Origin of the sequence: Enterobacter sp. CGMCC 5087, assembly GCF_003144775.1 — a bacterium.
Lineage (GTDB): Bacteria > Pseudomonadota > Gammaproteobacteria > Enterobacterales > Enterobacteriaceae > Enterobacter > Enterobacter cloacae_M.
Genome location: NZ_QFXN01000205.1, coordinates 1 through 20224, shown reverse-complemented (window position 1 = coordinate 20224; position 20224 = coordinate 1). Strand labels below are relative to the sequence as shown.

At 56.5% G+C, this 20224-nt stretch carries 22 protein-coding genes; 13 read left to right on the top strand and 9 right to left on the bottom strand.

Features of this window, described 5'->3' with window-relative positions; all coding sequences use genetic code 11:
- Window positions 1-1554: YgiQ family radical SAM protein (locus tag DEO48_RS16635; RefSeq protein ID WP_109845770.1), on the top strand; the 1554-nt coding region annotated here is incomplete at its 5' end.
- Between the two features lie 84 nt (window positions 1555-1638).
- Here DEO48_RS16635 and dkgA read toward each other — a convergent pair.
- Together dkgA and yqhD are read right to left on the bottom strand one after the other, a co-directional pair.
- Window positions 1639-2466: a 2,5-didehydrogluconate reductase DkgA gene (dkgA, locus tag DEO48_RS16630; protein ID WP_023309179.1), complete on the bottom strand. Its 828-nt coding sequence runs from the start codon at window positions 2464-2466 to the stop codon at window positions 1639-1641.
- A gap of 105 nt (window positions 2467-2571) precedes the next feature.
- The gene (gene yqhD, locus DEO48_RS16625) at window positions 2572-3735 is read right to left on the bottom strand and encodes an alcohol dehydrogenase (protein ID WP_109845769.1); all 1164 of its coding nucleotides are present in this window, start codon (window positions 3733-3735) and stop codon (window positions 2572-2574) included.
- Between the two features lie 195 nt (window positions 3736-3930).
- On the opposite strand from yqhD, the gene DEO48_RS16620 reads away from it, so the two are divergent.
- Window positions 3931-4830, top strand: a complete 900-nt coding sequence (locus tag DEO48_RS16620) for an AraC family transcriptional regulator (RefSeq protein WP_109845768.1) — start codon at window positions 3931-3933, stop codon at window positions 4828-4830.
- A gap of 45 nt (window positions 4831-4875) precedes the next feature.
- Here DEO48_RS16620 and yghB read toward each other — a convergent pair whose 3' ends face one another.
- On the bottom strand, window positions 4876-5535 hold the full coding sequence (gene yghB, locus DEO48_RS16615) for a DedA family general envelope maintenance protein YghB (RefSeq protein ID WP_023309176.1): 660 nt from the start codon (window positions 5533-5535) through the stop codon (window positions 4876-4878).
- 143 nt (window positions 5536-5678) lie between these two features.
- Complete coding sequence (gene metC / locus DEO48_RS16610; protein WP_109845767.1) at window positions 5679-6866, bottom strand: cystathionine beta-lyase; 1188 nt, start codon at window positions 6864-6866, stop codon at window positions 5679-5681.
- A gap of 251 nt (window positions 6867-7117) precedes the next feature.
- Here metC and exbB point away from each other — a divergent pair, with 251 nt between their 5' ends.
- The gene (exbB, locus tag DEO48_RS16605; protein WP_023309174.1) at window positions 7118-7849 is read left to right on the top strand and encodes a tol-pal system-associated acyl-CoA thioesterase; all 732 of its coding nucleotides are present in this window, start codon (window positions 7118-7120) and stop codon (window positions 7847-7849) included.
- A gap of 4 nt (window positions 7850-7853) precedes the next feature.
- Window positions 7854-8279: a TonB system transport protein ExbD gene (exbD, locus tag DEO48_RS16600; protein ID WP_023309173.1), complete on the top strand. Its 426-nt coding sequence runs from the start codon at window positions 7854-7856 to the stop codon at window positions 8277-8279.
- 42 nt (window positions 8280-8321) lie between these two features.
- Here the strand turns inward: exbD and DEO48_RS16595 are convergent, their stop codons facing one another.
- The gene (locus DEO48_RS16595; protein WP_109845766.1) at window positions 8322-8771 is read right to left on the bottom strand and encodes a cytoplasmic protein; all 450 of its coding nucleotides are present in this window, start codon (window positions 8769-8771) and stop codon (window positions 8322-8324) included.
- A 1-nt stretch (window position 8772) separates the two neighbouring features.
- Window positions 8773-9177: a hypothetical protein gene (locus DEO48_RS16590; protein WP_023309171.1), complete on the bottom strand. Its 405-nt coding sequence runs from the start codon at window positions 9175-9177 to the stop codon at window positions 8773-8775.
- Between the two features lie 103 nt (window positions 9178-9280).
- On the opposite strand from DEO48_RS16590, the gene DEO48_RS16585 reads away from it, so the two are divergent.
- Together DEO48_RS16585 and DEO48_RS16580 are read left to right on the top strand one after the other, a co-directional pair.
- Window positions 9281-9784 (top strand): ESA_00282 family adhesion-associated protein, encoded by a 504-nt coding sequence (locus DEO48_RS16585; RefSeq protein ID WP_023309170.1) that lies wholly within the window; start codon window positions 9281-9283, stop codon window positions 9782-9784.
- Between the two features lie 81 nt (window positions 9785-9865).
- Entirely contained in the window at window positions 9866-10354 is a 489-nt protein-coding gene (locus tag DEO48_RS16580) for a TIGR00645 family protein (RefSeq protein ID WP_023309169.1), read from the top strand.
- 124 nt (window positions 10355-10478) lie between these two features.
- Here DEO48_RS16580 and DEO48_RS16575 read toward each other — a convergent pair whose 3' ends face one another.
- Window positions 10479-11519, bottom strand: coding sequence for an aldo/keto reductase (locus DEO48_RS16575; protein WP_109845765.1), 1041 nt, complete (start codon window positions 11517-11519; stop codon window positions 10479-10481).
- A 230-nt stretch (window positions 11520-11749) separates the two neighbouring features.
- On the opposite strand from DEO48_RS16575, the gene DEO48_RS16570 reads away from it, so the two are divergent.
- Together DEO48_RS16570 and DEO48_RS16565 are read left to right on the top strand one after the other, a co-directional pair.
- The gene (locus DEO48_RS16570) at window positions 11750-13297 is read left to right on the top strand and encodes a methyl-accepting chemotaxis protein (RefSeq protein ID WP_109845764.1); all 1548 of its coding nucleotides are present in this window, start codon (window positions 11750-11752) and stop codon (window positions 13295-13297) included.
- A gap of 126 nt (window positions 13298-13423) precedes the next feature.
- Window positions 13424-13678, top strand: a complete 255-nt coding sequence (locus DEO48_RS16565) for a hypothetical protein (RefSeq protein ID WP_023309166.1) — start codon at window positions 13424-13426, stop codon at window positions 13676-13678.
- A gap of 106 nt (window positions 13679-13784) precedes the next feature.
- Here DEO48_RS16565 and DEO48_RS16560 read toward each other — a convergent pair whose 3' ends face one another.
- On the bottom strand, window positions 13785-14117 hold the full coding sequence (locus tag DEO48_RS16560) for a hypothetical protein (protein WP_029740720.1): 333 nt from the start codon (window positions 14115-14117) through the stop codon (window positions 13785-13787).
- Between the two features lie 160 nt (window positions 14118-14277).
- Window positions 14278-15144 (bottom strand): glutathione-dependent disulfide-bond oxidoreductase, encoded by an 867-nt coding sequence (gene yghU / locus DEO48_RS16555; RefSeq protein WP_023309162.1) that lies wholly within the window; start codon window positions 15142-15144, stop codon window positions 14278-14280.
- 245 nt (window positions 15145-15389) lie between these two features.
- Here yghU and DEO48_RS16550 point away from each other — a divergent pair, with 245 nt between their 5' ends.
- The 5 genes from DEO48_RS16550 to DEO48_RS16530 form a co-directional block, all read left to right on the top strand.
- On the top strand, window positions 15390-16979 hold the full coding sequence (locus DEO48_RS16550) for an ABC transporter substrate-binding protein (protein WP_109845763.1): 1590 nt from the start codon (window positions 15390-15392) through the stop codon (window positions 16977-16979).
- 45 nt (window positions 16980-17024) lie between these two features.
- A complete protein-coding gene (locus tag DEO48_RS16545; RefSeq protein WP_109845762.1) occupies window positions 17025-17978 on the top strand; it encodes an ABC transporter permease in 954 nt (317 codons plus the stop codon).
- Between the two features lie 5 nt (window positions 17979-17983).
- Window positions 17984-18829, top strand: a complete 846-nt coding sequence (locus DEO48_RS16540; RefSeq protein WP_109845761.1) for an ABC transporter permease — start codon at window positions 17984-17986, stop codon at window positions 18827-18829.
- Complete coding sequence (locus DEO48_RS16535) at window positions 18822-19799, top strand: ABC transporter ATP-binding protein (RefSeq protein WP_109845760.1); 978 nt, start codon at window positions 18822-18824, stop codon at window positions 19797-19799. Before DEO48_RS16540 ends, DEO48_RS16535 begins: the two co-directional genes overlap by 8 nt.
- A partial coding sequence (locus DEO48_RS16530) for an ATP-binding cassette domain-containing protein (RefSeq protein WP_146198294.1) occupies window positions 19796-20224 on the top strand: 429 nt, incomplete at its 3' end. The genes DEO48_RS16535 and DEO48_RS16530, both read left to right, overlap by 4 nt.

Here is a 20224-nt window from a genome sequence, read left to right as displayed (position 1 = left end):
CGTCTGTCGCAGGGTGAGCCGGTTAGCAGCATCCGCGACGTGCGCAATACCGCCATTATGGTGAAAGAGGCGCTCCCGGGCTGGAGCGGGGTGGATTCCCGCATCATTGATATGCCGGGCAAAATCGACCCGATCCCGCACCCGTACGGCGAAGATCTGCCGTGTGCCGATAACAAGCCGGTTGAGCCGAAAAAAGCGGAAGCGAAGGCTATCGTTGTGCAGCCGCCGCGCCCGAAACCGTGGGAAAAGACCTACGTGCTGCTGCCGTCCTACGAGAAGGTGAAAGCCGACAAGGTGCTCTACGCGCACGCGTCCCGTATTCTGCACCATGAAACCAACCCTGGCTGCGCCCGCGCGCTGATGCAGAAGCACGGCGAGCGCTTTATCTGGATCAACCCGCCGGCGATCCCGCTCTCCACCGAAGAGATGGACAGCGTCTTTGCGCTACCGTACAAACGCGTTCCGCACCCGGCGTACGGCAACGCCCGTATCCCGGCGTATGAGATGATCCGCTTCTCGATCAACATCATGCGCGGCTGCTTCGGCGGCTGTTCGTTCTGCTCCATTACCGAGCACGAAGGCCGTATTATCCAGAGCCGCTCTGAAGATTCGATCATCAATGAGATCGAAGCGATTCGCGACTCGGTGCCGGGCTTTACCGGCGTGATTTCCGACCTTGGCGGCCCAACCGCGAACATGTACATGCTGCGCTGCAAGTCGCCGCGCGCGGAGCAAACCTGCCGTCGCCTCTCCTGCGTCTATCCGAGCATTTGCGAGCATATGGACACCAACCACGAGCCGACGATCAACCTCTACCGCCGCGCACGCGACCTGAAGGGCATCAAGAAGATCCTGATCGCGTCCGGGGTACGTTACGACATCGCCGTGGAAGATCCGCGCTACATCAAAGAGCTGGCGACGCACCACGTCGGCGGCTATCTGAAGATTGCGCCGGAGCACACCGAGGAAGGCCCGCTGTCGAAAATGATGAAGCCGGGCATGGGCAGCTACGATCGCTTTAAAGAGCTGTTCGATACCTATTCAAAGCAGGCGGGTAAAGAGCAGTATCTGATCCCATACTTCATCTCCGCCCACCCGGGCACGCGCGATGAAGACATGGTGAACCTGGCGCTGTGGCTGAAGCAGCGTCGCTTCCGTCTGGATCAGGTGCAGAACTTCTATCCGTCACCGCTCGCCAACTCGACGACCATGTATTACACCGGCAAGAACCCGCTGAGTAAGATTGGCTACAAGAGTGAAGAGGTGGTGGTGCCGAAAGGGGATAAACAGCGTCGTCTGCATAAAGCGCTGCTGCGTTACCACGATCCGAAAAACTGGCCGCTGATCCGTCAGGCGCTGGAAGAGATGGGTAAAAAACACCTGATCGGCTCGCGCCGCGACTGTCTGGTACCGGCCCCAACGCTGGATGAGATGCGCGAAGCGCGTCGCCAGAACCGCAATACGCGCCCGGCGCTGACCAAGCACACGCCGATTGTGCATCAGCGTTCGAACGGTAATTCGAGTGTGAAGAAGCCCGTGAAGCGCAAAGCGTAAATAAAAAACCCCGGCAAGCCGGGGTTTTTTATGTCGACACGTAGGCCGGGTAAGGCGAAGCCGCCACCCGGCTTTTTTACGCGACTACCCGCCAAACTGATCAGGGTCAGGGCCTAAACGTTTACCCTTATCCAGCTTCGCAATCTCACCCAGCTCTTCTTTGTCCAGACGGAAATCCCAGACGTCGAAGTTCTCGGCGATGCGCGACGGCGTGACCGATTTCGGAATGACCACCAGGCCGTTGTCCAGATGCCAGCGAATGACGATTTGCGCCGGGGTTTTACCGTATTTATCCGCCAGCTCACGGATAATCTTTTGATCGAATACCCCTTCGCCGCCCTGCGCCAGCGGGCTCCAGGACTCGGTCTGGATTTTATGCGTGGCGTTCCAGGCATGAAGCTGGCGCTGCTGCATCAGCGGGTGCAGCTCGATCTGGTTAATCACTGGCGCAACGCCAGTCTCGTCAATCAGCCGCTGCAGGTGATGAACCTGGAAATTACAGACGCCGATGCTTTTCACCAGCCCCTCTTTCTGCAGTTCAATCATCCCTTTCCAGGCGTCAACGTAGTGATCGATAGCCGGAACCGGCCAGTGCATCAGCCAGAGATCGACGAAATCGAGCTGGAGTTTCTCCAGGCTCTCCTCCAGCGCTTCGCGGGGCCGTTTTTGATCGTCGTTCCACAGTTTCGTGGTGATGAATAACTCATCGCGGGGGACGCCAGCGCTGGCCAGTGCCTTACCCACGCCGTCCTCGTTTTTATATGCGGCGGCGGTATCAATGGACCGATAGCCGACTTCCAGGGCTTTATGAATGGCGGAGACGACCTCGTCGTTACCGGCTTTCCATACACCTAGCCCCAGCTGGGGCATCACGTTGCCGTCCTGCAGCTTGATTACGGTTTGGTTTGCCATTTTTCCTCCTTCAGGTGCGCATCGCCGGAGGGTTCCTCCGGCGATGGGTTGTGCATTAAGTCTGGACGAAATGTCAAAAAACGAAAGTCGGGAGGGCAAAAACGCTTAGCGTGCCGCTTCGTAGATGCGACGGCTGACGTCCAGCGTAATGTCGCCGTGCTCGCCCAGGTGGGTCATGCCGTGTTCTTCGAGTTTCGCCAGCAGGGCAGGGATGGAGCTGCCGTCCAGACCGTAGCCAGAGAGACGCGTTGGCACGCCCAGACCTTCAAAGAAGCTGCGGGTCGCTTCGATGGCGGCATCAATACGCGCATCGTCAGAACCCTCGGTGATGTTCCACACGCGTTCTGCGTACTGCAGCAGTTTGGCACGCTTGGTGTCCCGTTTTTCGTTCCACAGCGCAGGCAGCACAACGGCCAGCGTTTGCGCGTGGTCCAGACCGTGCATCGCCGTCAGCTCGTGGCCCAGCATGTGGGTTGCCCAGTCCTGCGGTACGCCAGCGCCGATCAGGCCGTTCAGCGCCTGCGTTGCCGCCCACATGACGTTGGCACGCACGTCGTAATTTTCCGGCTCTTTCAGCGCTTTCGGACCTTCTTCGACGAGCGTCAGCAGAATGCCTTCCGCGAAGCGATCCTGAATTTTGGCATTCACCGGATACGTGACGTACTGCTCAACGGTATGAACAAAGGCGTCGACCACGCCGTTCGCCACCTGACGCGCAGGCAGGGTGTAGGTGTAAACCGGATCCAGGATCGCGAACACAGGCTGAACGTGTTCGTTCATAAAGGCCTGTTTGTCGCCGGTCGTTTTACGGGAGATCACCGCGCCCTTGTTGGATTCAGAGCCGGTGGCCGGCAGGGTCAGCACGGAGCCCATCGGGATGGCGCTTTTAATGTCGCTGCCGCGAGTTTCCAGAATGTGCCACGGATCGATGCCGTCAGCATAGTGCGCTGCCGCCGCGATGAATTTGGTGCCGTCCAGCACGGAGCCGCCGCCGACGGCCAGCAGGAAGGTAATGTTTTCTTCGCGAGCGATTTTCACCGCGTTCATCAGCGTTTCGTAAGACGGGTTTGGCTCGATGCCGCCGAACTCACGCACGTCCAGACCGTTCAGGGCGCTGTAAACCTGATCCAGCACGCCGGTTTTTTTCACGCTGCCGCCACCGTAGGTGATCAGTACGCGGGCTTCAGCAGGGATCTGTGCGCGCAGATCGGCGATAGCGTCTTTACCAAACAGAATGCGGGTTGGGGTGTGAAGATTAAAGTTGTTCATTGCTCGTTCCCTTTAGTGGGTGAAAAACCGTGGTGGCGCAGAGGGCGACCTGATGCTGCACATTGTGGCCGTCCGGGGCTATCCTCTCAATGCACATTCCTGCCGATGTCTTGCCCATTTCTACAGAGCGCTGGAGAAAGCGCGGAAAACGACGCACACTGTCAACGTCGGAAACCGTACCCGGAGTAACGTAATATGAACCGTGAAGCGATCTGCCATCAGCTCACTGTGCAGATTAAAAGACTGATAGATAAAGAAAATGGTGTCAGCGATCTGCTTCCTGACATTCGCCTGCTTTATGGCACGCAGCCCGGGACGCGCACGCCGGTCATGTACCAGCCGGGCATCGTTTTTCTCTTCTCGGGCCATAAAATTGGCTATATCAACGAGCGCGTGTTCCGCTACGACACCAATGAATATCTGCTCCTGACGGTACCTTTACCCTTCGAATGTGAAACCTTCGCGACAGAAGCCGTCCCGCTGGCCGGTATTCGCGTCAACGTCGATATTCTTCAGCTGCAGGAGCTGCTAATGGAGATTGGCGAAGATGAGTTCTTCCAGCCGTCTATGGCGTCGAGCGGGATTAACTCGGCGACGCTGTCGGAAGAGATCCTCTGCGCCATTGAACGTCTGCTGGACGTGATGGAAAGGCCGCTGGACGCGCGTATTCTGGGCAAGCAGATCGTCCGCGAAATTCTCTACCATGTGCTGCTGGGGCCGGGGGGCGGGGCGCTGCTGGCTCTTGTGAGCCGGCAGACCCACTTCAGCCTGATAAGCCGCGTGCTCAAGCGTATTGAAAGCCAGTACACGGAAAACCTCAGCGTCGACCAGCTGGCGGCGGAAGCGAACATGAGCGTCTCGGCGTTTCATCATAACTTCAAGTCGGTGACCAGCACCTCGCCGCTGCAGTACCTTAAAACCTACCGGCTGCATAAGGCGCGGATGCTGATGATCCACGACGGCATGAAGGCCAGCGCGGCGGCAATGCGGGTGGGTTACGAGAGTGCGTCGCAGTTCAGTCGGGAGTTTAAGCGCTATTTCGGCGTCACGCCGGGAGAAGATGCATCACGCATCCGAACCATGCAGGGAGCTTAAGCTTTTTCCTCTCTCCCCTATGGGGAGAGGGTCAGGGTGAGGGGATCACGCGCTGCAGTACTTCTTCTTAATCACCACCGCGATGGTTCCCACCAGTCCTGCCACCAGCAGGAACATCGGCAGTACCATCAGGAAGGTCATCACCTGATCTTCATGGTGTTTCACAAAGGGGATCATATTCAGCGCATAGCCGAGCGTGGTGACTACACCCACCCACAGCAGAGCGCTCAGCCAGTTGAAGAACTGGAAGCGGCGGTTTGACAGACCGGAAATGCCCGCCATCGTAGGCAGAAGCGTGCGAACAAACGCGAGGAAACGCCCCGCCAGCAGGGCCAGCAGGCCATGCCTGTCGAACATGCAGGTCGCACGCTGATGATATTTATGCGGTAACTGCGCCAGCCAGCCTTTTACGACGCGGGTATTCCCAAGCCAGCGGCCCTGCAGATAGCTCAGCCAGCAGCCCAGGCTGGCTGCAGAGGTGAGAATAACCATCGTTGGCGTGAAGTCCATGACGCCTTTCCCGATTAATGCCCCGGCAAGTAAAAGCAGGCTGTCGCCGGGTAAAAACGAGGCTGGCAGTAATCCATTTTCCAGAAACAGTGTTGCGAACATCACGAGGTAAACGATACCGACGACGTGAGGATCCGCCAGCGCGGCAAAGTCGTGTTGCCAGAGCGCCGCGATAATATCTTGAATAACAGCCATGGACTTTCCTGTGGAACAGCAGATATAGCGCTATTGTACTCCCTTATTCGCCCGTCGGGTTTGATCCCGGGCGCAACTCATGCAGACTTTTCTCATCGCCGTGTCCACAAAAGCGTCCAGAGAGTACATTTTCAGCCAGCACTCTACACGATACGCTCGAACCCTGCTGCTAAATCGGCAATCAGATCGTCAACGTTTTCTAAACCGATATGCAGTCGAATCAGGGTACCGCTGAAGTCCACTTCACCGCCGGGACGCAGAGCCGCAACCTGTTCCGGCTGATTAGGCAGGATCAGGGATTCAAAACCGCCCCAGGAGTAGGCCATGCTGAAGAGGGTAAAATTATCCAGATAGCTCGCCAGCTCGTCGTTATTCAGCCGCTTTTTCAGCACGAACGAGAACAAACCGCTGCTGCCCGTAAAGTCACGCTGCCAAAATTCGTGGCCTTTACTGCCCGGTAGCGCGGGATGATTCACGCGCTCAACCTGCGGATGCTGCGCCAGCCATTCGGCCACCTTCAGGCTGCTTTCATGGTGCTGACGCAGGCGAACGCCCAGCGTGCGGAGTCCGCGGCTGGTCATGTAGGCCGTATCTGCATCCACCATCTGGCCCATCAGGTAGGCATTTTCACGCAGCTGATCCCAGCAGCGCGCGTTGGAAACCGCGGTGCCAATCATGCCGTCAGAGTGGCCTATCAGGTATTTCGTCGCCGCCTGAATCGAGATATCAATGTCGAACTCCAGCGCTTTAAACAGCACGCCCGCCGCCCAGGTGTTGTCGATCATCACGATCGCCTCTGGGGCTTTGCTGCGCACGGCCTTCACGATAGCCGGCACGTCGTGAACTTCCATGGTGAGCGATCCCGGAGATTCCAGGAACACAATGCGCGTGTTTGGCTGAATAAGTTCGGCAATGCCTTCGCCAATCATCGGGTCGAACCAGCCGGTCGTTACGCCGAGCTTGCTGAGGATTTTGGTGCAGAAGTCCTGGCTGGGCTCGTAGGCGGTGTTGGTCATCAGGATATGGTCGCCCTGTTCCACAAACGCCAGAATGGTGTTGGCGACCGCCGCCGCCCCGCACGGGAACAGCGCGCAGCCCGCGCCGCCTTCCAGTTCGCACATCGCTTCCTGAAGAGAGAAATGGGTTAGCGTGCCGCGACGGCCATAAAACAGCCCGCCTTTCGCGCGGTTGCGCGTGGCAATTTTTTTCTCCTCAACGGTATCAAACACCAGCGAGGAGGCTCGTTGAATCACGCTGTTGACCGATCCCTGCGTATATTTTTTGCTGCGTCCTGCCTGTACCAGCGTGGTATCAAGATGCTTCTTTGTCATGTTCGCTAACCCTGTTTTTATACGTCTGGACGTCCAGACTACCACGATTGGAAAAAACTGCACCCCGAGGCTTATCGAATAAGCAGAAAATATTAGCAAAAATTCGCATAAGAAATTTTTACTGCGTAAGCGCAAGGAAAGTGAGCGAAAATTACGGCACCATGCAAATACTAATGAGAACTACTATCAATTCGACGACGTTTTGATATTATTACGCTCAGATTTTGTGATTTGCGTCCTGGAGATACAGAGTGGGTAATAATTTGATGCAGACGGATCTCTCCGTTTGGGGCATGTATCAGCATGCTGACATCGTGGTTAAGATTGTGATGATCGGCCTGATTCTGGCGTCCGTTGTCACCTGGGCTATTTTCTTCAGCAAGAGCGCCGAGCTGCTTTCTCAGAAGCGCCGCCTTAAGCGGGAACAGCAGCAGCTGGCAGAAGCCCGCTCTCTGGATCAGGCTGCAGATATGACCTCATCCTTTCACGCGAAAAGCCTGACCACCCTGTTAGTGAATGAAGCACAGAACGAGCTGGAACTCTCCGCTGGCAGTGAAGATAACGAAGGCATCAAAGAACGTACCGGTTTCCGCCTGGAGCGTCGCGTTGCGGCCGTTGGCCGACACATGGGACGCGGCAATGGTTATCTGGCGACCATCGGCGCGATCTCACCGTTTATCGGTCTTTTCGGAACGGTCTGGGGCATCATGAACAGCTTTATCGGTATCGCGCAGACCCAAACCACCAACCTGGCGGTCGTGGCGCCGGGTATCGCAGAAGCGCTGTTGGCGACGGCAATCGGTCTGGTTGCCGCTATTCCGGCGGTGGTCATCTACAACATCTTCGCGCGTATGATTGGCAGCTACAAAGCCACGCTGGGTGACGTTGCCGCGCAGGTTCTGCTGCTGCAAAGCCGCGATCTCGACCTGAACGCCAGCTCGGTTAAGCCGGTGCACGCGGCGTCTAAACTGCGCGCAGGTTAAGAGTATGGCGATGCGTCTAAACGAAAATCTGGACGATAACGGCGAAATGCATGAAATCAACGTGACGCCGTTTATCGACGTCATGCTGGTTCTGCTGATTATCTTCATGGTGGCTGCGCCGCTGGCGACGGTCGATGTGAAGGTCAATCTGCCTGCCTCTTCCAGCCAGCCCCAGCCGCGCCCGGAGAAGCCTATCTACCTGTCGGTGAAGGCGGATAAATCCATGTTCCTCGGGAACGACCCGGTGACGGCCGACTCGGTCATCCCGGCGCTGGAGCAGCTTACGGGCGGTAAAAAAGACACCACGGTCTTCTTCCGTGCGGATAAAACGGTTGATTATGAAACCATGATGAAGGTAATGGACACGCTGCATCAGGCGGGTTACCTGAAGATTGGACTGGTCGGCGAAGAGAAAGCGGCCTCGAAGTGATAAAGAAGCTGGCGAAAGCCGGCTTTTTTTATGCCTGCCGGTTTATGCGTTTTTGCTATCCGTCGGTGCGGTAGAGGGGGTTGCCAGCGCGTCCTCATCAAGCGCCACGCAGGTGACGTTTGAGGTACGGTACTCACCGTCGGACAGCTTTCGCGTCAGACGCAGGGTGGCGATTTCTCTGGCAAGCAGATATTGATAATTGGCCTCAAGACGTCCCAGAAGCTTCTCTTTCAGCTCGGGACGCTGCTCTATGATGGCGTTCATCACGGCACCGTAAATTTCTTCTTTGACCTGTAGCGGATAAATTTCACGGCGATTCTGCCATTTCAGACGAACCAGCGTCGCCGGGATCGATACCAGGTCTTGCGTAATACGCGTCATCTCGTCATTTTTTGTGTTTTTCAGCGCGTCGAGATTTTGCTTTAAGATAAATTCATCACTTTTTTTATCTTCTAAAGTCAAATAAACGTCGTTGTTTTTAACTTCTTTCACGTTAATCTTCCCCCAGGCTATAAAAAATTGGGTTGTTTTTTTCGCGCGTAATTAAATTAAGCCAAATTTCATTGCCCGCTTCATTAATTTCTTCGGTTTTCTCGGCCATTATTTGACTTAGTTTCTGGGCATCTATTTCACCCTCGGCCTGCAGGTCATTCAGCAGGTGGACAAAGGCTTCAATTTTTATGGCGCGAAATAAGCGGTCTTTTATATGGCGATCGTGCTCTTCCAGCAACATATTTCGGGATTTGCCAGTTCGGGAAACACCAATTAATATATCGGGCTCGAAATCAGAGAGCTTTCTTTTCCCCTGAGTGAAACTGGCCTCTTTTTCTGCTTCCGTCGGTTGCTGTTCCACAGGCGTAATGTGGTACTTAGCCGGGACGAGATAGTCGGGCAGCATTTTTAATTTCCTTTATTTTCAACAGGGTGGGGTTGGTAAAGGCGTGAGATTCGTTGACAATATCATGAGGCAAATTTAAAATCAAAAAAAATGGAGCCTACCCATGAACAGCATCTTTTTTACGGTCATCACATTACTATTACTGACCGCTGGTGTGCTTTTATTGATGCAGGAGTTCAATAAAACGAAAGTGTCGAAAGACACCAGTGAACCCCCGCAACCTGAACTGATGACAAAAGAGGAAGGGGAAGACCATTTCTCTGTATTGATGAACTCCGTTACGCCTGTCTGGTACTGGCGGGTGAACCACGAATATATCGACTTTTTACACGCGACAATTAAGCGCATGAAAATGTCGGAAATTAATGATACGCCCGGACTGTTTGAGGCGCAGCGTCGCTGTAGCGATCTGAATTCAGCAGTCTATAAATATTATGACAATATTAAAAAGCGCTGCCTTAACGGCGAGAAGGTCTCTTATTCCGATCTGGACGTATTAAATTTGCGCCAGTGTTTTCGCGAGTTCAGTCTGGAAGCCTATCCTGAACTGGTGGCGCTTGTCTGGCCGGAGTACGCACGTCCCGAGGTTAACCCAGACAACGTCTGAGTGACGTACCGTTGAGTTATTGCAAACAGCCAGCGCCGTTGAGATATACTGGGCGCTGGTTTCTTTTGCAAACAGGACTTTATGGAACGCTTTTTTGAAAATGCCATGTACGCCTCTCGCTGGATACTGGCCCCCGTCTATTTTGGCCTCTCGCTGGCACTTATCGCGCTGACGATTAAGTTCTTTCAGGAAATCTGGCATGTTCTGCCGAACATTTTTTCTATTGCCGAAGCGGATTTGATTCTGGTACTGCTGTCGCTGGTGGATATGACCCTGGTGGGCGGGCTGCTGGTGATGGTGATGTTCTCCGGCTACGAGAATTTTGTCTCCCAGCTCGATATCGACGAGCGTAAAGAGAAGCTCAGCTGGCTGGGCAAAATGGATGCTTCGTCGCTGAAGAATAAAGTGGCCGCGTCGATTGTGGCAATCTCCTCTATCCACCTGCTACGCGTGTTTATGGACGCGAAGAACGTGCCGGATAACAAACTGATGTGGTACGTCATCATCCACCTGACGTTTGTGCTGTCTGCGTTTGTGATGGGGTATCTGGATAAGATCAGTAAGAAGTAAAGTACATCTAATACCCCTCACCCCGCCCTTTCCCCAAAGGGGAGAAAAGCCGTACCGAGCAGTCCCCTCTCCCCTTTGGGGTGAGGGTTAGGGTTAGGGTGAGGGGGGAAGGCATCAGACCGCACTATTTATCCGACGACGCCTGCCACAGATTCAACTCCCCATCCGCAACATGCTGGTCAATCCGCTTGAGTTCGTCCTCCGTAAAGCGCAGGTTTTCCAGCGCCTGAACATTCTCTTCCAGCTGTTCCGGGCGGCTTGCGCCAATCAGCACGGACGTCACGCGCGCATCTTTCAGCAGCCAGCTTAGCGCCATCTGCGCCATCGTTTGTCCGCGCGCCTGCGCCATCTCATTCAGCAGGCGAAGGCTGCTCAGGTTGGCGTCGGTCAGCATCTTCTGCGTCAGGCCGCGCGCTTTATTCCCTTCGCGCTGCATGCGTGAACCTTCAGGAATACCGTTCAGGTATTTTCCGGTCAGCAGCCCCTGCGCCAGCGGGGTAAAGGCGATACACCCCGTACCGTTTGCTTCCAGCGCATCCAGCAGGCCGGTCTTATCGACCCAGCGGTTAAGCAGGTTATAGGACGGCTGGTGGATCAGCAGCGGGATCTTCCACTCGCGCAGCAGCTCGGCCATTTTCTGCGTGCGATCGGTCGAGTAGGAGGAAATGCCGACATACAGCGCTTTCCCACTCTGCACGGCGTGGGCCAGCGCGGAGGCCGTCTCTTCCATCGGCGTGTTTTCATCCACGCGGTGGGAGTAGAAAATATCCACGTAGTCGACGCCCAGACGCTGCAGGCTCTGGTCGAGGCTGGCGAGCAGATATTTGCGTGAACCGCCCGAACCGTACGGCCCCGGCCACATGTCGTAACCCGCCTTGGTGGAGATAATCAGCTCGTCGCGGTACGCGGCAAAGTCCTCACGCAGCAGGCGGCCGAAATTCTCCTCCGCGCTGCCCGGCGGCGGGCCATAGTTATTGGCGAGATCGAAATGGGTGATGCCGAGGTCGAAGGCTTTTCGCAGCAGCGCGCGCTGGGCGTCAAGAGGCTGGATGTGGCCGAAACTATGCCACAGTCCCAGCGACAGCGCGGGCAGGCGCAGGCCACTTTTACCGCAATAACGATATTGCATACTCTCATAGCGGCCAGGGTAAGGGTGCCAGGACATGATGTCTCCTTTCTTATTGATGAATTTTTCGAAACAACGTTTTCATCTGAACTTACCACATCGCAAATGACATCCCTAAGCTCGGGCCTAATGATTAACGACTGCTGTGCGACCAGTGAAGCCACGCTAATTAAAAATGATCACAAAACGTTATAATTTCCCTCTTTCCTGCCGATAACGAGAGTAGTACTCGCCTCTGGGCGAACTCACCCTCACGGCAAGGAAGACTTATGAATATGCTCCGTAATTTCACGATCCGTTTCGTCATGCTGACGATTCTCGGGATCTTTTGTTTAATGTGGGCGGGCGTTGGGTTGTACAGCACCTGGTCCCTTTCTCGCGTATCAGATGGCAATGAAGTCGACCGCCAGCTGGTTAAACAGATGACGGTACTCAGCCAGGGTAACGATCAATATTTCCGCTTTGTGACCCGTCTGAGCCGCGCAATGGAAGTCAAAGCCGCAGGCGGCACGCCGGATCTGTCCTCTGCCCAGCAGGCGCTGGATAACATGGGCAAGAAGCTGGCCGAGATGAAAGCGATCTCCCCAGGCCCGATGGATGAGCAGATCTCTTCCCGGGTGATCGGCTCCTGGCAGGCGCTGCTCGAACAGGGCGTCACGCCGCAAATGCAGCAGGCGAAGCAGGGGGCTCTGGAGGGGTATCGCCAGCAGGCCAACAACGTCACGCCGCCACTGAGCCGTGTGTTCGGCGCGGCCGCTGAGGAGTTCAACAATGCCGCCGCGAAGTCGCTCGACAGCACCCGCGTGGTGGTGGACGGCCTGACAAGCATGACCCGCACGGTGATTATCGCCGCCACGATTATCGGCTTGCTGATCCTGCTCTTCACCGACCGATATCTGGTGGCGATGCTGGTCAAACCGCTGGACCGCATTCGCCTGCAGTTCCGCCAGATAGCCCAGGGCGATCTCAGCCAGCCCATTGAGCCGTTTGGCCGTAACTGCGTGGGGCAGCTGGTGCCGCTGCTGAGCGCTATGCAGGACAGTCTGCGCGAAGCGGTCAGTACGATTCGCTCCGGCAGTGAAAACATCTGGCGCGGTGCGACGGAAATCTCCAGCGGTAACAACGACCTCTCTTCCCGTACCGAAGAGCAGGCGGCTGCGCTGGAAGAGACGGCAGCCAGCATGGAACAGCTGACCGCCACGGTAAAACTGAACGCGGAAAGCGCGCGTCAGGCCAGCCAGCTGGCTGATGTGGCCTCAACTACTGCCAGCCGCGGCGGCTCGCTGGTGGAAGAGGTGGTGACCACCATGAGCGGTATTTCGGAAAGCTCGAAGAAAATTGCTGAAATCACCAACGTGATCAACAGCATTGCCTTCCAGACCAATATTCTGGCACTCAATGCGGCAGTTGAAGCGGCGCGCGCGGGTGAACAGGGGCGTGGTTTCGCGGTGGTGGCAGGTGAAGTTCGTAACCTGGCAAGCCGCAGCGCCAACGCGGCTAAAGAGATTGAGGGGCTTATTACCGATTCCGTTTCCCGCGTAGAGCAGGGGGCGCAGCTGGTGAGCGACACCGGCACCACCATGGATGCGATTTTGCGCGATGTGACGGAAGTGACAACCATCATGAAGCAAATCGCTTCTGCCTCTGAGGAGCAAAGCAAGGGTATTTCGCAGGTCGGGATTGCCATTACCCAGATGGACGGCGTTACCCAGCAAAACGCCTCGCTGGTTGAAGAGGTTTCTGCGGCAGCGGCGGCGCTGGAGCGCCAGACCGAAGATCTTCAGCGCTCGGTGCAGAAGTTCCGCCTGACGGCATAACGCAGCGTACAAGGCCGCCTTGTGCGGCCTTGTATTATTAACGCCTTCCCCATTCAGCCCCTTCTGAAACTGCTATTCTTTTGCTAACCCCCTGACGTTCTGGGCTCTCTTCTTCGAGGTGTTGCTATGAACAGATCGTTATCTGTCATTCCTGTCCTTTCTTGCATTCTTCTGATGCTGTTCTCGGTTTCTGCCAGTGCGACCCAGCAGGCGCAGGAGCGGCGCGTGGCGCGTGATGTCAGGCAGGAAACCCGCGACGCGTCGCGGCAGGTGAAGCAGACCTGCGTGGCGAACAATAACCAGAGCAATCACGACTGCCGTCAGGACAAGCGTCAGATGAAACAGTCCGGAAGACAAAAAGCGCGGGACATTAAGTATTAGTGCGGTTTGCGGGAATTATTTAAGGATGAGACACGAACAATAAGCGGAAATGCGATCGGGGATGTCGTTCATGCCGGGCAAACGCAGCGCTGCCCGGCTGTATTTATCAGTGCGTCGCTTCACCAATCAGCGCGCCCGTGCCCGCACCAACGGCTGCACCTTTCAGCACGCTCTTGCCGGTAACCGCTGCGGCGCCTGCGCCTACGGCAGCACCTACCGCGCCGCCCTTACGCGCGGCTTTACCTTTGCCGCCGTTTTTGAACATGGCACCCGTGCCTGCGCCTACGACGGCGCCGCCAACGGTCGATTTCAGATCTTTGCCCGTGGCCGCGCCAATGGCCGCGCCTGCTACCGCACCAGCGGCGGTTTTGTCGATAGCCATTCCCGAGGTGGAAAAAATGAGGGCGCTGATAACCAGCGTTGTTTTAATAAGTTTCATAACAGATCCTTTGTGACTGCTGTCGGTTGAGACGTCATTTCTCACTCTCAGACGCGAGAAAAACGTCCAGATAGTGCCAGCAATACCGGCTCAACCTTTAAGCTAATCATGCCCTGGGCAGGGATCTCAGTTGCCGGGCGGGGATCCGCCCGGCGGAACATTACGCCTGACGCTTATCTTCCGTATTGGTATCGAAGTCGCTCGCCGCGTGGCGCTCGTGGAGCTGCTCGTTCAGCTCGCCGCTGGTGCGGTTAACGATGCGGCCGCGCTTAACGGCATGGCGATTCGCCACGTCTTTCGCCCAGCGCTGGACGTTAGTGTACTTCTCTGCGTCGAGGAACTCGGCGGCGTTATAGACGCTGCCCAGCGCCACGCAGCCGAACCATGGCCAGATGGCGATATCCGCGATGGTGTACTCTTCACCCGCCACGTAGCGGCCGCGCGCCAGCTGTTTATCCAGCACGTCGAACAGGCGTTTGGCTTCCATGGTGAAGCGGTCAATCGCGTACTCAATTTTTACCGGGGCATAGTTGTAGAAGTGGCCAAAGCCGCCGCCGAGGAACGGCGCCGCACCCTGCAGCCAGAACAGCCAGTTCAGGGTCTCGGTGCGTCCCGCTGGATCTTTCGGCAGGAAGTGACCGAATTTCTCTGCCAGATAAAGCAGGATATTGCCGGACTCAAATACGCGCGTTGGCGGGTTCGTGGAGTGGTCACGAAGCGCCGGAATTTTCGAGTTCGGGTTCACCTCAACAAACCCGCTGGAGAACTGATCTCCTTCGCCGATGCGGATCAACCAGGCGTCATACTCCGCGCCCGTCACGCCCAGCGCCAGCAGCTCTTCGAGCATGATTGTCACTTTCTGGCCGTTCGGTGTTCCGAGAGAGTAAAGCTGCAGTGGGTGGGAGCCCACGGGCAGATCTTTCTCATGGGTCGCGCCGGAAATCGGGCGGTTAATATTGGCGAACGCGCCGCCGCCGTTCTTTTTCCATTCCCACACTTTTGGTGGCTGATACGTGTTGTCTGACATGTTGGCCTGCCTTTTGAGTGATGTGTTGAGGCAGTGTAGCAGGAGATTTGTGAAGCGTTTAACGTTGCGAGCGCAATCAATTAACCGCTATTCCTTCTGGCGCTTATATATAACAAATCCGGCATAAGCTTAATCGAAAATCGCATTTTCATAATTAATGCGTAAACCGATAAAGCTGAATATGATGCTTCAACATAAATAAAAGATGCAGTAATAAAAACTTTATAAGGCAAGGAGTTAGTGAGATGCGCAAGCTTCTGTTATCGGCAGTGGTGGTTTCGCTCGCGTTAGGCCTGGCTGGCTGTGATGATGCGAAGAATAAAGAGACAAATACGCCCTCAGCGGCAAAAAACGACGCGCCAAAAGAGGGCGGTTCGCTAATTATTGGAATTACCTCCGGCGACCCGCTAGCCGTTAATCCGCTCTATGCCAGTGACCGTACGACGTTAACGATCATGCAGGCGCTCTACGCCCCGCTGTACAGCTTTAATAACGGCAACATCGAGTGGGGCCTGGCGGAAAGCCTGACGCCTTCCGCCGACAACCTGAGCTATACCCTGACGTTAAAACCCAACCTGAAATGGCAGGACGGACAGCCGCTGACGGCGGAAGACGTGGTCTTCACCTTTAACAAGCTGCTGGATGCCAAACAGCACAGCTTCTTCCGCAGCATGTTCACCTACGGCGGCAAGCCTGTTGAGGTGCGTAAGGTTGACGACCGTACCGTTAAGTTCACCCTACCGCAGGTCAGCGCAGCCTTTACCGGCACCCTGGTACAGATCTACCCGATTCCGCAGCACGTGTTCGCCGGTGAAGGCGACCTGGAAAAGAGCAGCAAAAACGATGCGCCGGTAGGCTCCGGGCCGTTCAAATTCAAAGAGTATCGCGCCGGGCAGTATTACGCCCTGACCCGTTTTGACGATTACTGGAACGGCAAAGCGAAGCTTGATTCGGTCACCTACCGTTTCGCCAAAGACAGCAACGCCGCCAACCTTGCGCTGCAAAACGGAGAAATCAACCTAAAGATGGTTGACCCGCAGGACGTGAACCGCCTGAAAAATACCGGTAAGTTTGACTTCGTGGTCTATCCGGAAGGCCGTCTGGCCTATATGACGTTCAACCAGAACGTGCCGGTGATGAAGAGCAAAGAGCTGCGTCAGGCCATTGCTTACGCCATCAACAAAGACGAGCTCACCCAGACCGCGTTTACCTTGCTGGACTACGCTAAACCGGCGACCTCGTTCCTGACGCCAGATACGCTTTACAAGACGGATGACGTCGAGCAGTACAAGTTCGATCTGCAAAAAGCCAAAGACCTGCTGAAGACGTCCGGCGCACCGGACAACCTCAAGCTGCGCCTGGCGTATGTGAACACCAACAAAACCCAGGAGAGCATGGCGCTCTACATTCAGCAGGCGCTGAAGGGCATTGGGGTGAACGTGGAGCTGATGCCGCTGGACTCCAACGCCATGTCTCAGCGCAGCCTCGATATGAACAACACCGCGTGGGAGCTGAACCTGGGCGGCTACATCATGGGCTCCGAGCCAGACGGTTACAAATCGCTGTTCATGAGCAACGAAGCCTATAACTACGCGCATTACAAAAATCCGCAGTTTGATGCCCTGTGGGATAAAGGTGCAGTGGAAACCGACGCCGCGAAACGTGCCGATATCTATAAGCAAATTCAGCAGACCGTGGCGAACGATATGACGTACTACCCGATCGCCTACACCAATGCGACCGTCGCGGTGGACAAGCGTTTTGGCGGCACCGAGGAAGCGGAGCCGAAACCGGTCTATCTGTTCCAGGATCTGTCAAAAATCTATCAGAAATAAGTGATTGCCCCGGCCGTCAGGTCGGGGCTTTGGTAAGGGCACGTCGTGAACACACTCCTCACGCGTCGGCTGCTGCAGCTGCTGCCGATGCTGTTTTTTATTTCACTGGTGGCGTTTCTGCTGGTCAAGCTCGCGCCCGGCGATCCGGTGGCGGCGTACATTACGCCGCGTATGGCCCCGGAAGACATTGAGCGTATTCGCCAGAGCCTGGGGCTGGATAAGCCGCTGGTCACGCAGTACGTCCTGTGGCTGAAAAACGTCCTGCAGGGCGATCTCGGCTATTCGCTGATCTACCACCGCCCGGTGCTGGAGATGATTGGCGAACGTATTCCGGCCACGCTGGGGCTGATGGGCGCGTCGCTGCTGATGGCGATCGTGCTGGCGATCCCGCTGGGGCTGCTGGCGGGGGCATTTAAGCACCGCTTGCTGGATCATCTGCTCAATTTATTCGCCTATATCGGCATTTCTGTTCCGATATTCTGGTTCGGCATCCTGCTCATCACCGTTTTTGCCGTGCAGCTTAACTGGTTCCCCAGCATGGGAATGCGCACCATCGGCATGGAGGATAACGGGCTGGATCTGCTGCGTCACGGCGTGCTGCCGTGTATTGCCCTCACGTTCTACAACCTCTCCAGCTATGTGCGCTACATCCGTTCCAACACCATCTCTCAGCTCTCGGCCGACTACGTGCAAACCCAGCTTGCCTACGGCGCCACGCGCTCCAGTATTCTGTTTCGGCACGTGCTGAAAAACGTGCTGCTGCCGGTGATTACCCTGTTCGGCCTGTCGTTCGGAGAGCTGATTGTGGGGGCCTATGTGACGGAAAGCGTCTTCTCCTGGCCGGGGATGGGGCTGCTCGGGATCCAGTCGATCGCCTCGCTGGATTACCCCCTGATTATGGCGATCATCATGCTCTCATCGATGATGCTGATCGTCGGTAACCTGATCGCCGACGTGCTTTATCGCTTCGCCGATCCCCGCATTCGTACGCTGAGGTAACCCGGATGAGCAGACGCTGGCAGCAGGTTCGTCACCAGCTGCGCCGCAACCGTCCGGCGCAGTTCTCTCTGTTTATGCTTTTTATTTTCGTTGTCGCCGCGCTCTGTGCGGGCTTAAGCCCGTACGATCCGGATCGGATGGCGCTCGGCGCGCGCACGCTACCGCCGGATGCCGCGCACTGGTTCGGCACCGACGAGTATGGCCGCGACTACTTTACCCGCGCGCTGTATGGCGGCCAGATTTCCCTGATGGTCGGTTTTCTGGCGATGCTCTTTTCCACGCTGATAGGCACGGTGGTGGGAACGGTGAGCGGCTATTTCGGCGGCTGGCTGGATAACCTGATGATGCGCGCCGTTGATATCCTGATGGCCATTCCGGCCTTCTTCCTGCTGCTGGTGGTGAATGCGTACCTCAAGCCGGGCGTGGATAACATCATTCTGATCATCAGCCTGCTGACGTGGATGAACATGTCGCGGCTGGTGCGCGCAGAAACCTTATCGGTGAAAGAGCGCGAGTATGTGCTTTATGCCCGCGCGTCGGGGGAAAACCCGCTGCGCATTATCGTGCGCCACATTATTCCCGGCGTGCTGCCGACCATTATCGTGGCCGCCACGCTCAATATCGCCTCGGCCATTCTGATGGAGTCGACGCTCAGTTTCCTTGGGCTCGGCGTGCAGGCACCGGCGGCATCGTGGGGAAGCATGCTCAACAACGCTCAGTCGTATATTGGCGAAGCGTCGTGGCTGGCGATGTTCCCAGGGATTCTGATCCTGCTGACGGTGTTCAGCTTTAACGTGCTGGGCGATGTGTTCCGTACCGCCTTTGAGCCGGGAGCGAATCGCGATGAGTAACTTATTAGCGCTTGAGAACCTGCAAACCTCGTTCCGCACCCGCGAGGGCGAGGTTCACGCGGTGCGTGGCGTGAGCTTTCAGGTTAAGCCGGGGGAAGTCCTCGGCATCGTCGGCGAATCGGGCTGCGGGAAAAGCGTCACCTGTAAGTCAATTATCCAGCTTCTGGGGAGCAACGGACGGATAACCGGCGGCAGCATCCGCTTCCAGAATGAGGACCTGGCGCAGAAAACGCCCGCGCAGATGCGCGCTATTCGCGGCAACGAGATCGCGATGATTTTTCAGGATCCGATGACGGCCCTAAACCCGGTGCTGACCATCGGCAAGCAGATGGCTGAGATCCTGATGCGCAATAAAGGACTCAGCAAAAAAGCGGCCAAAGCGGCGGCCATCGCCATGCTGGAACAGGTGGGCATTGCCGGGGCGGAACGGCGATACGACCAGTATCCCCACGAGTTCAGCGGCGGCATGCGCCAGCGGGTAATGATCGCGATTGCGCTCTCCTGCAACCCGAAGCTTCTTATTGCCGATGAACCGACCACCGCGCTGGACGTCACCATTCAGGCGCAGATCCTGCGCCTGCTGAAAAGCCTGCAACAGCAGACCCGGACCGCGATTTTGCTGATCACCCACGATCTCGGCGTGGTGGCGCAGGTCTGCAGCCGCGTGGTGGTGATGTACGGCGGGCTGGTGATGGAGGAGGGCAGCGTGGAGGACATTTTTTATCGCCCTGCGCATCCTTACACCCAGGGGCTGCTGGCCTCGCTGCCGCGCCCGGATGAGGTGAATCAACGTCTATCGCCTATTGAAGGTTCGCCGCCCGGCCTGCTTAACCCGCCGCCGGGCTGTCCGTTCGCGGAACGCTGCCCGAAGCGCATGCCCCAGTGTGAACGACAGCCTGCATTTTATGCCGCCGGAGAGGGCCATCGCGCCGCCTGCTGGCTATGGGCCGACAAGGAGATTCAGGCATGAGTGAACAACAGGCCCCTTTAGTAAGCGTGCGCGATCTGCGCAAACACTATGCGCTTAACGGCGGTTTGCTGCGTAAAGGCGCGGCGGTGAAGGCGGTTGATGGCGTGAGCTTTGATATCCAGTCCGGCGAGACGTTTGGCCTGGTGGGCGAGTCCGGCTGCGGAAAATCCACCCTCGGGCGCGCCATCCTGCGCCTTTTCGATATTACCTCTGGCGAGATCCACTTCGCCGGACAGGCGATCGCCCACGCCCGTGAAAAAGAGCTCAAGCCGCTGCGCAAGCGGATGCAGGCGATTTTTCAGGATCCTTACTCCTCGCTCAACCCCGGTATGACGGTGCGACAGCTGGTGGCCGAGCCGATGCAGATCCACGGCTACAGCCGCGAAGAACAGCGGGAACGGACGGAAACGCTGCTCTACAAGGTG

Coding starts and splice junctions, on each gene's coding strand:
- DEO48_RS16540 (WP_109845761.1), top strand. CDS start 17,984: ATGAGCAGACGCTGGCAGCAGGTTCGTCACCAGCTGCGCCGCAACCGT.
- DEO48_RS16570 (WP_109845764.1), top strand. CDS start 11,750: ATGAATATGCTCCGTAATTTCACGATCCGTTTCGTCATGCTGACGATT.
- DEO48_RS16550 (WP_109845763.1), top strand. CDS start 15,390: ATGCGCAAGCTTCTGTTATCGGCAGTGGTGGTTTCGCTCGCGTTAGGC.
- yqhD (WP_109845769.1), bottom strand. CDS start 3,735: ATGAACAACTTTAATCTTCACACCCCAACCCGCATTCTGTTTGGTAAA.
- DEO48_RS16585 (WP_023309170.1), top strand. CDS start 9,281: ATGAACAGCATCTTTTTTACGGTCATCACATTACTATTACTGACCGCT.
- dkgA (WP_023309179.1), bottom strand. CDS start 2,466: ATGGCAAACCAAACCGTAATCAAGCTGCAGGACGGCAACGTGATGCCC.
- DEO48_RS16575 (WP_109845765.1), bottom strand. CDS start 11,519: ATGTCCTGGCACCCTTACCCTGGCCGCTATGAGAGTATGCAATATCGT.
- DEO48_RS16560 (WP_029740720.1), bottom strand. CDS start 14,117: ATGAAACTTATTAAAACAACGCTGGTTATCAGCGCCCTCATTTTTTCC.
- DEO48_RS16580 (WP_023309169.1), top strand. CDS start 9,866: ATGGAACGCTTTTTTGAAAATGCCATGTACGCCTCTCGCTGGATACTG.
- yghB (WP_023309176.1), bottom strand. CDS start 5,535: ATGGCTGTTATTCAAGATATTATCGCGGCGCTCTGGCAACACGACTTT.
- DEO48_RS16620 (WP_109845768.1), top strand. CDS start 3,931: ATGAACCGTGAAGCGATCTGCCATCAGCTCACTGTGCAGATTAAAAGA.
- DEO48_RS16535 (WP_109845760.1), top strand. CDS start 18,822: ATGAGTAACTTATTAGCGCTTGAGAACCTGCAAACCTCGTTCCGCACC.
- DEO48_RS16590 (WP_023309171.1), bottom strand. CDS start 9,177: ATGCTGCCCGACTATCTCGTCCCGGCTAAGTACCACATTACGCCTGTG.
- metC (WP_109845767.1), bottom strand. CDS start 6,866: ATGACAAAGAAGCATCTTGATACCACGCTGGTACAGGCAGGACGCAGC.
- yghU (WP_023309162.1), bottom strand. CDS start 15,144: ATGTCAGACAACACGTATCAGCCACCAAAAGTGTGGGAATGGAAAAAG.
- DEO48_RS16565 (WP_023309166.1), top strand. CDS start 13,424: ATGAACAGATCGTTATCTGTCATTCCTGTCCTTTCTTGCATTCTTCTG.
- exbD (WP_023309173.1), top strand. CDS start 7,854: ATGGCGATGCGTCTAAACGAAAATCTGGACGATAACGGCGAAATGCAT.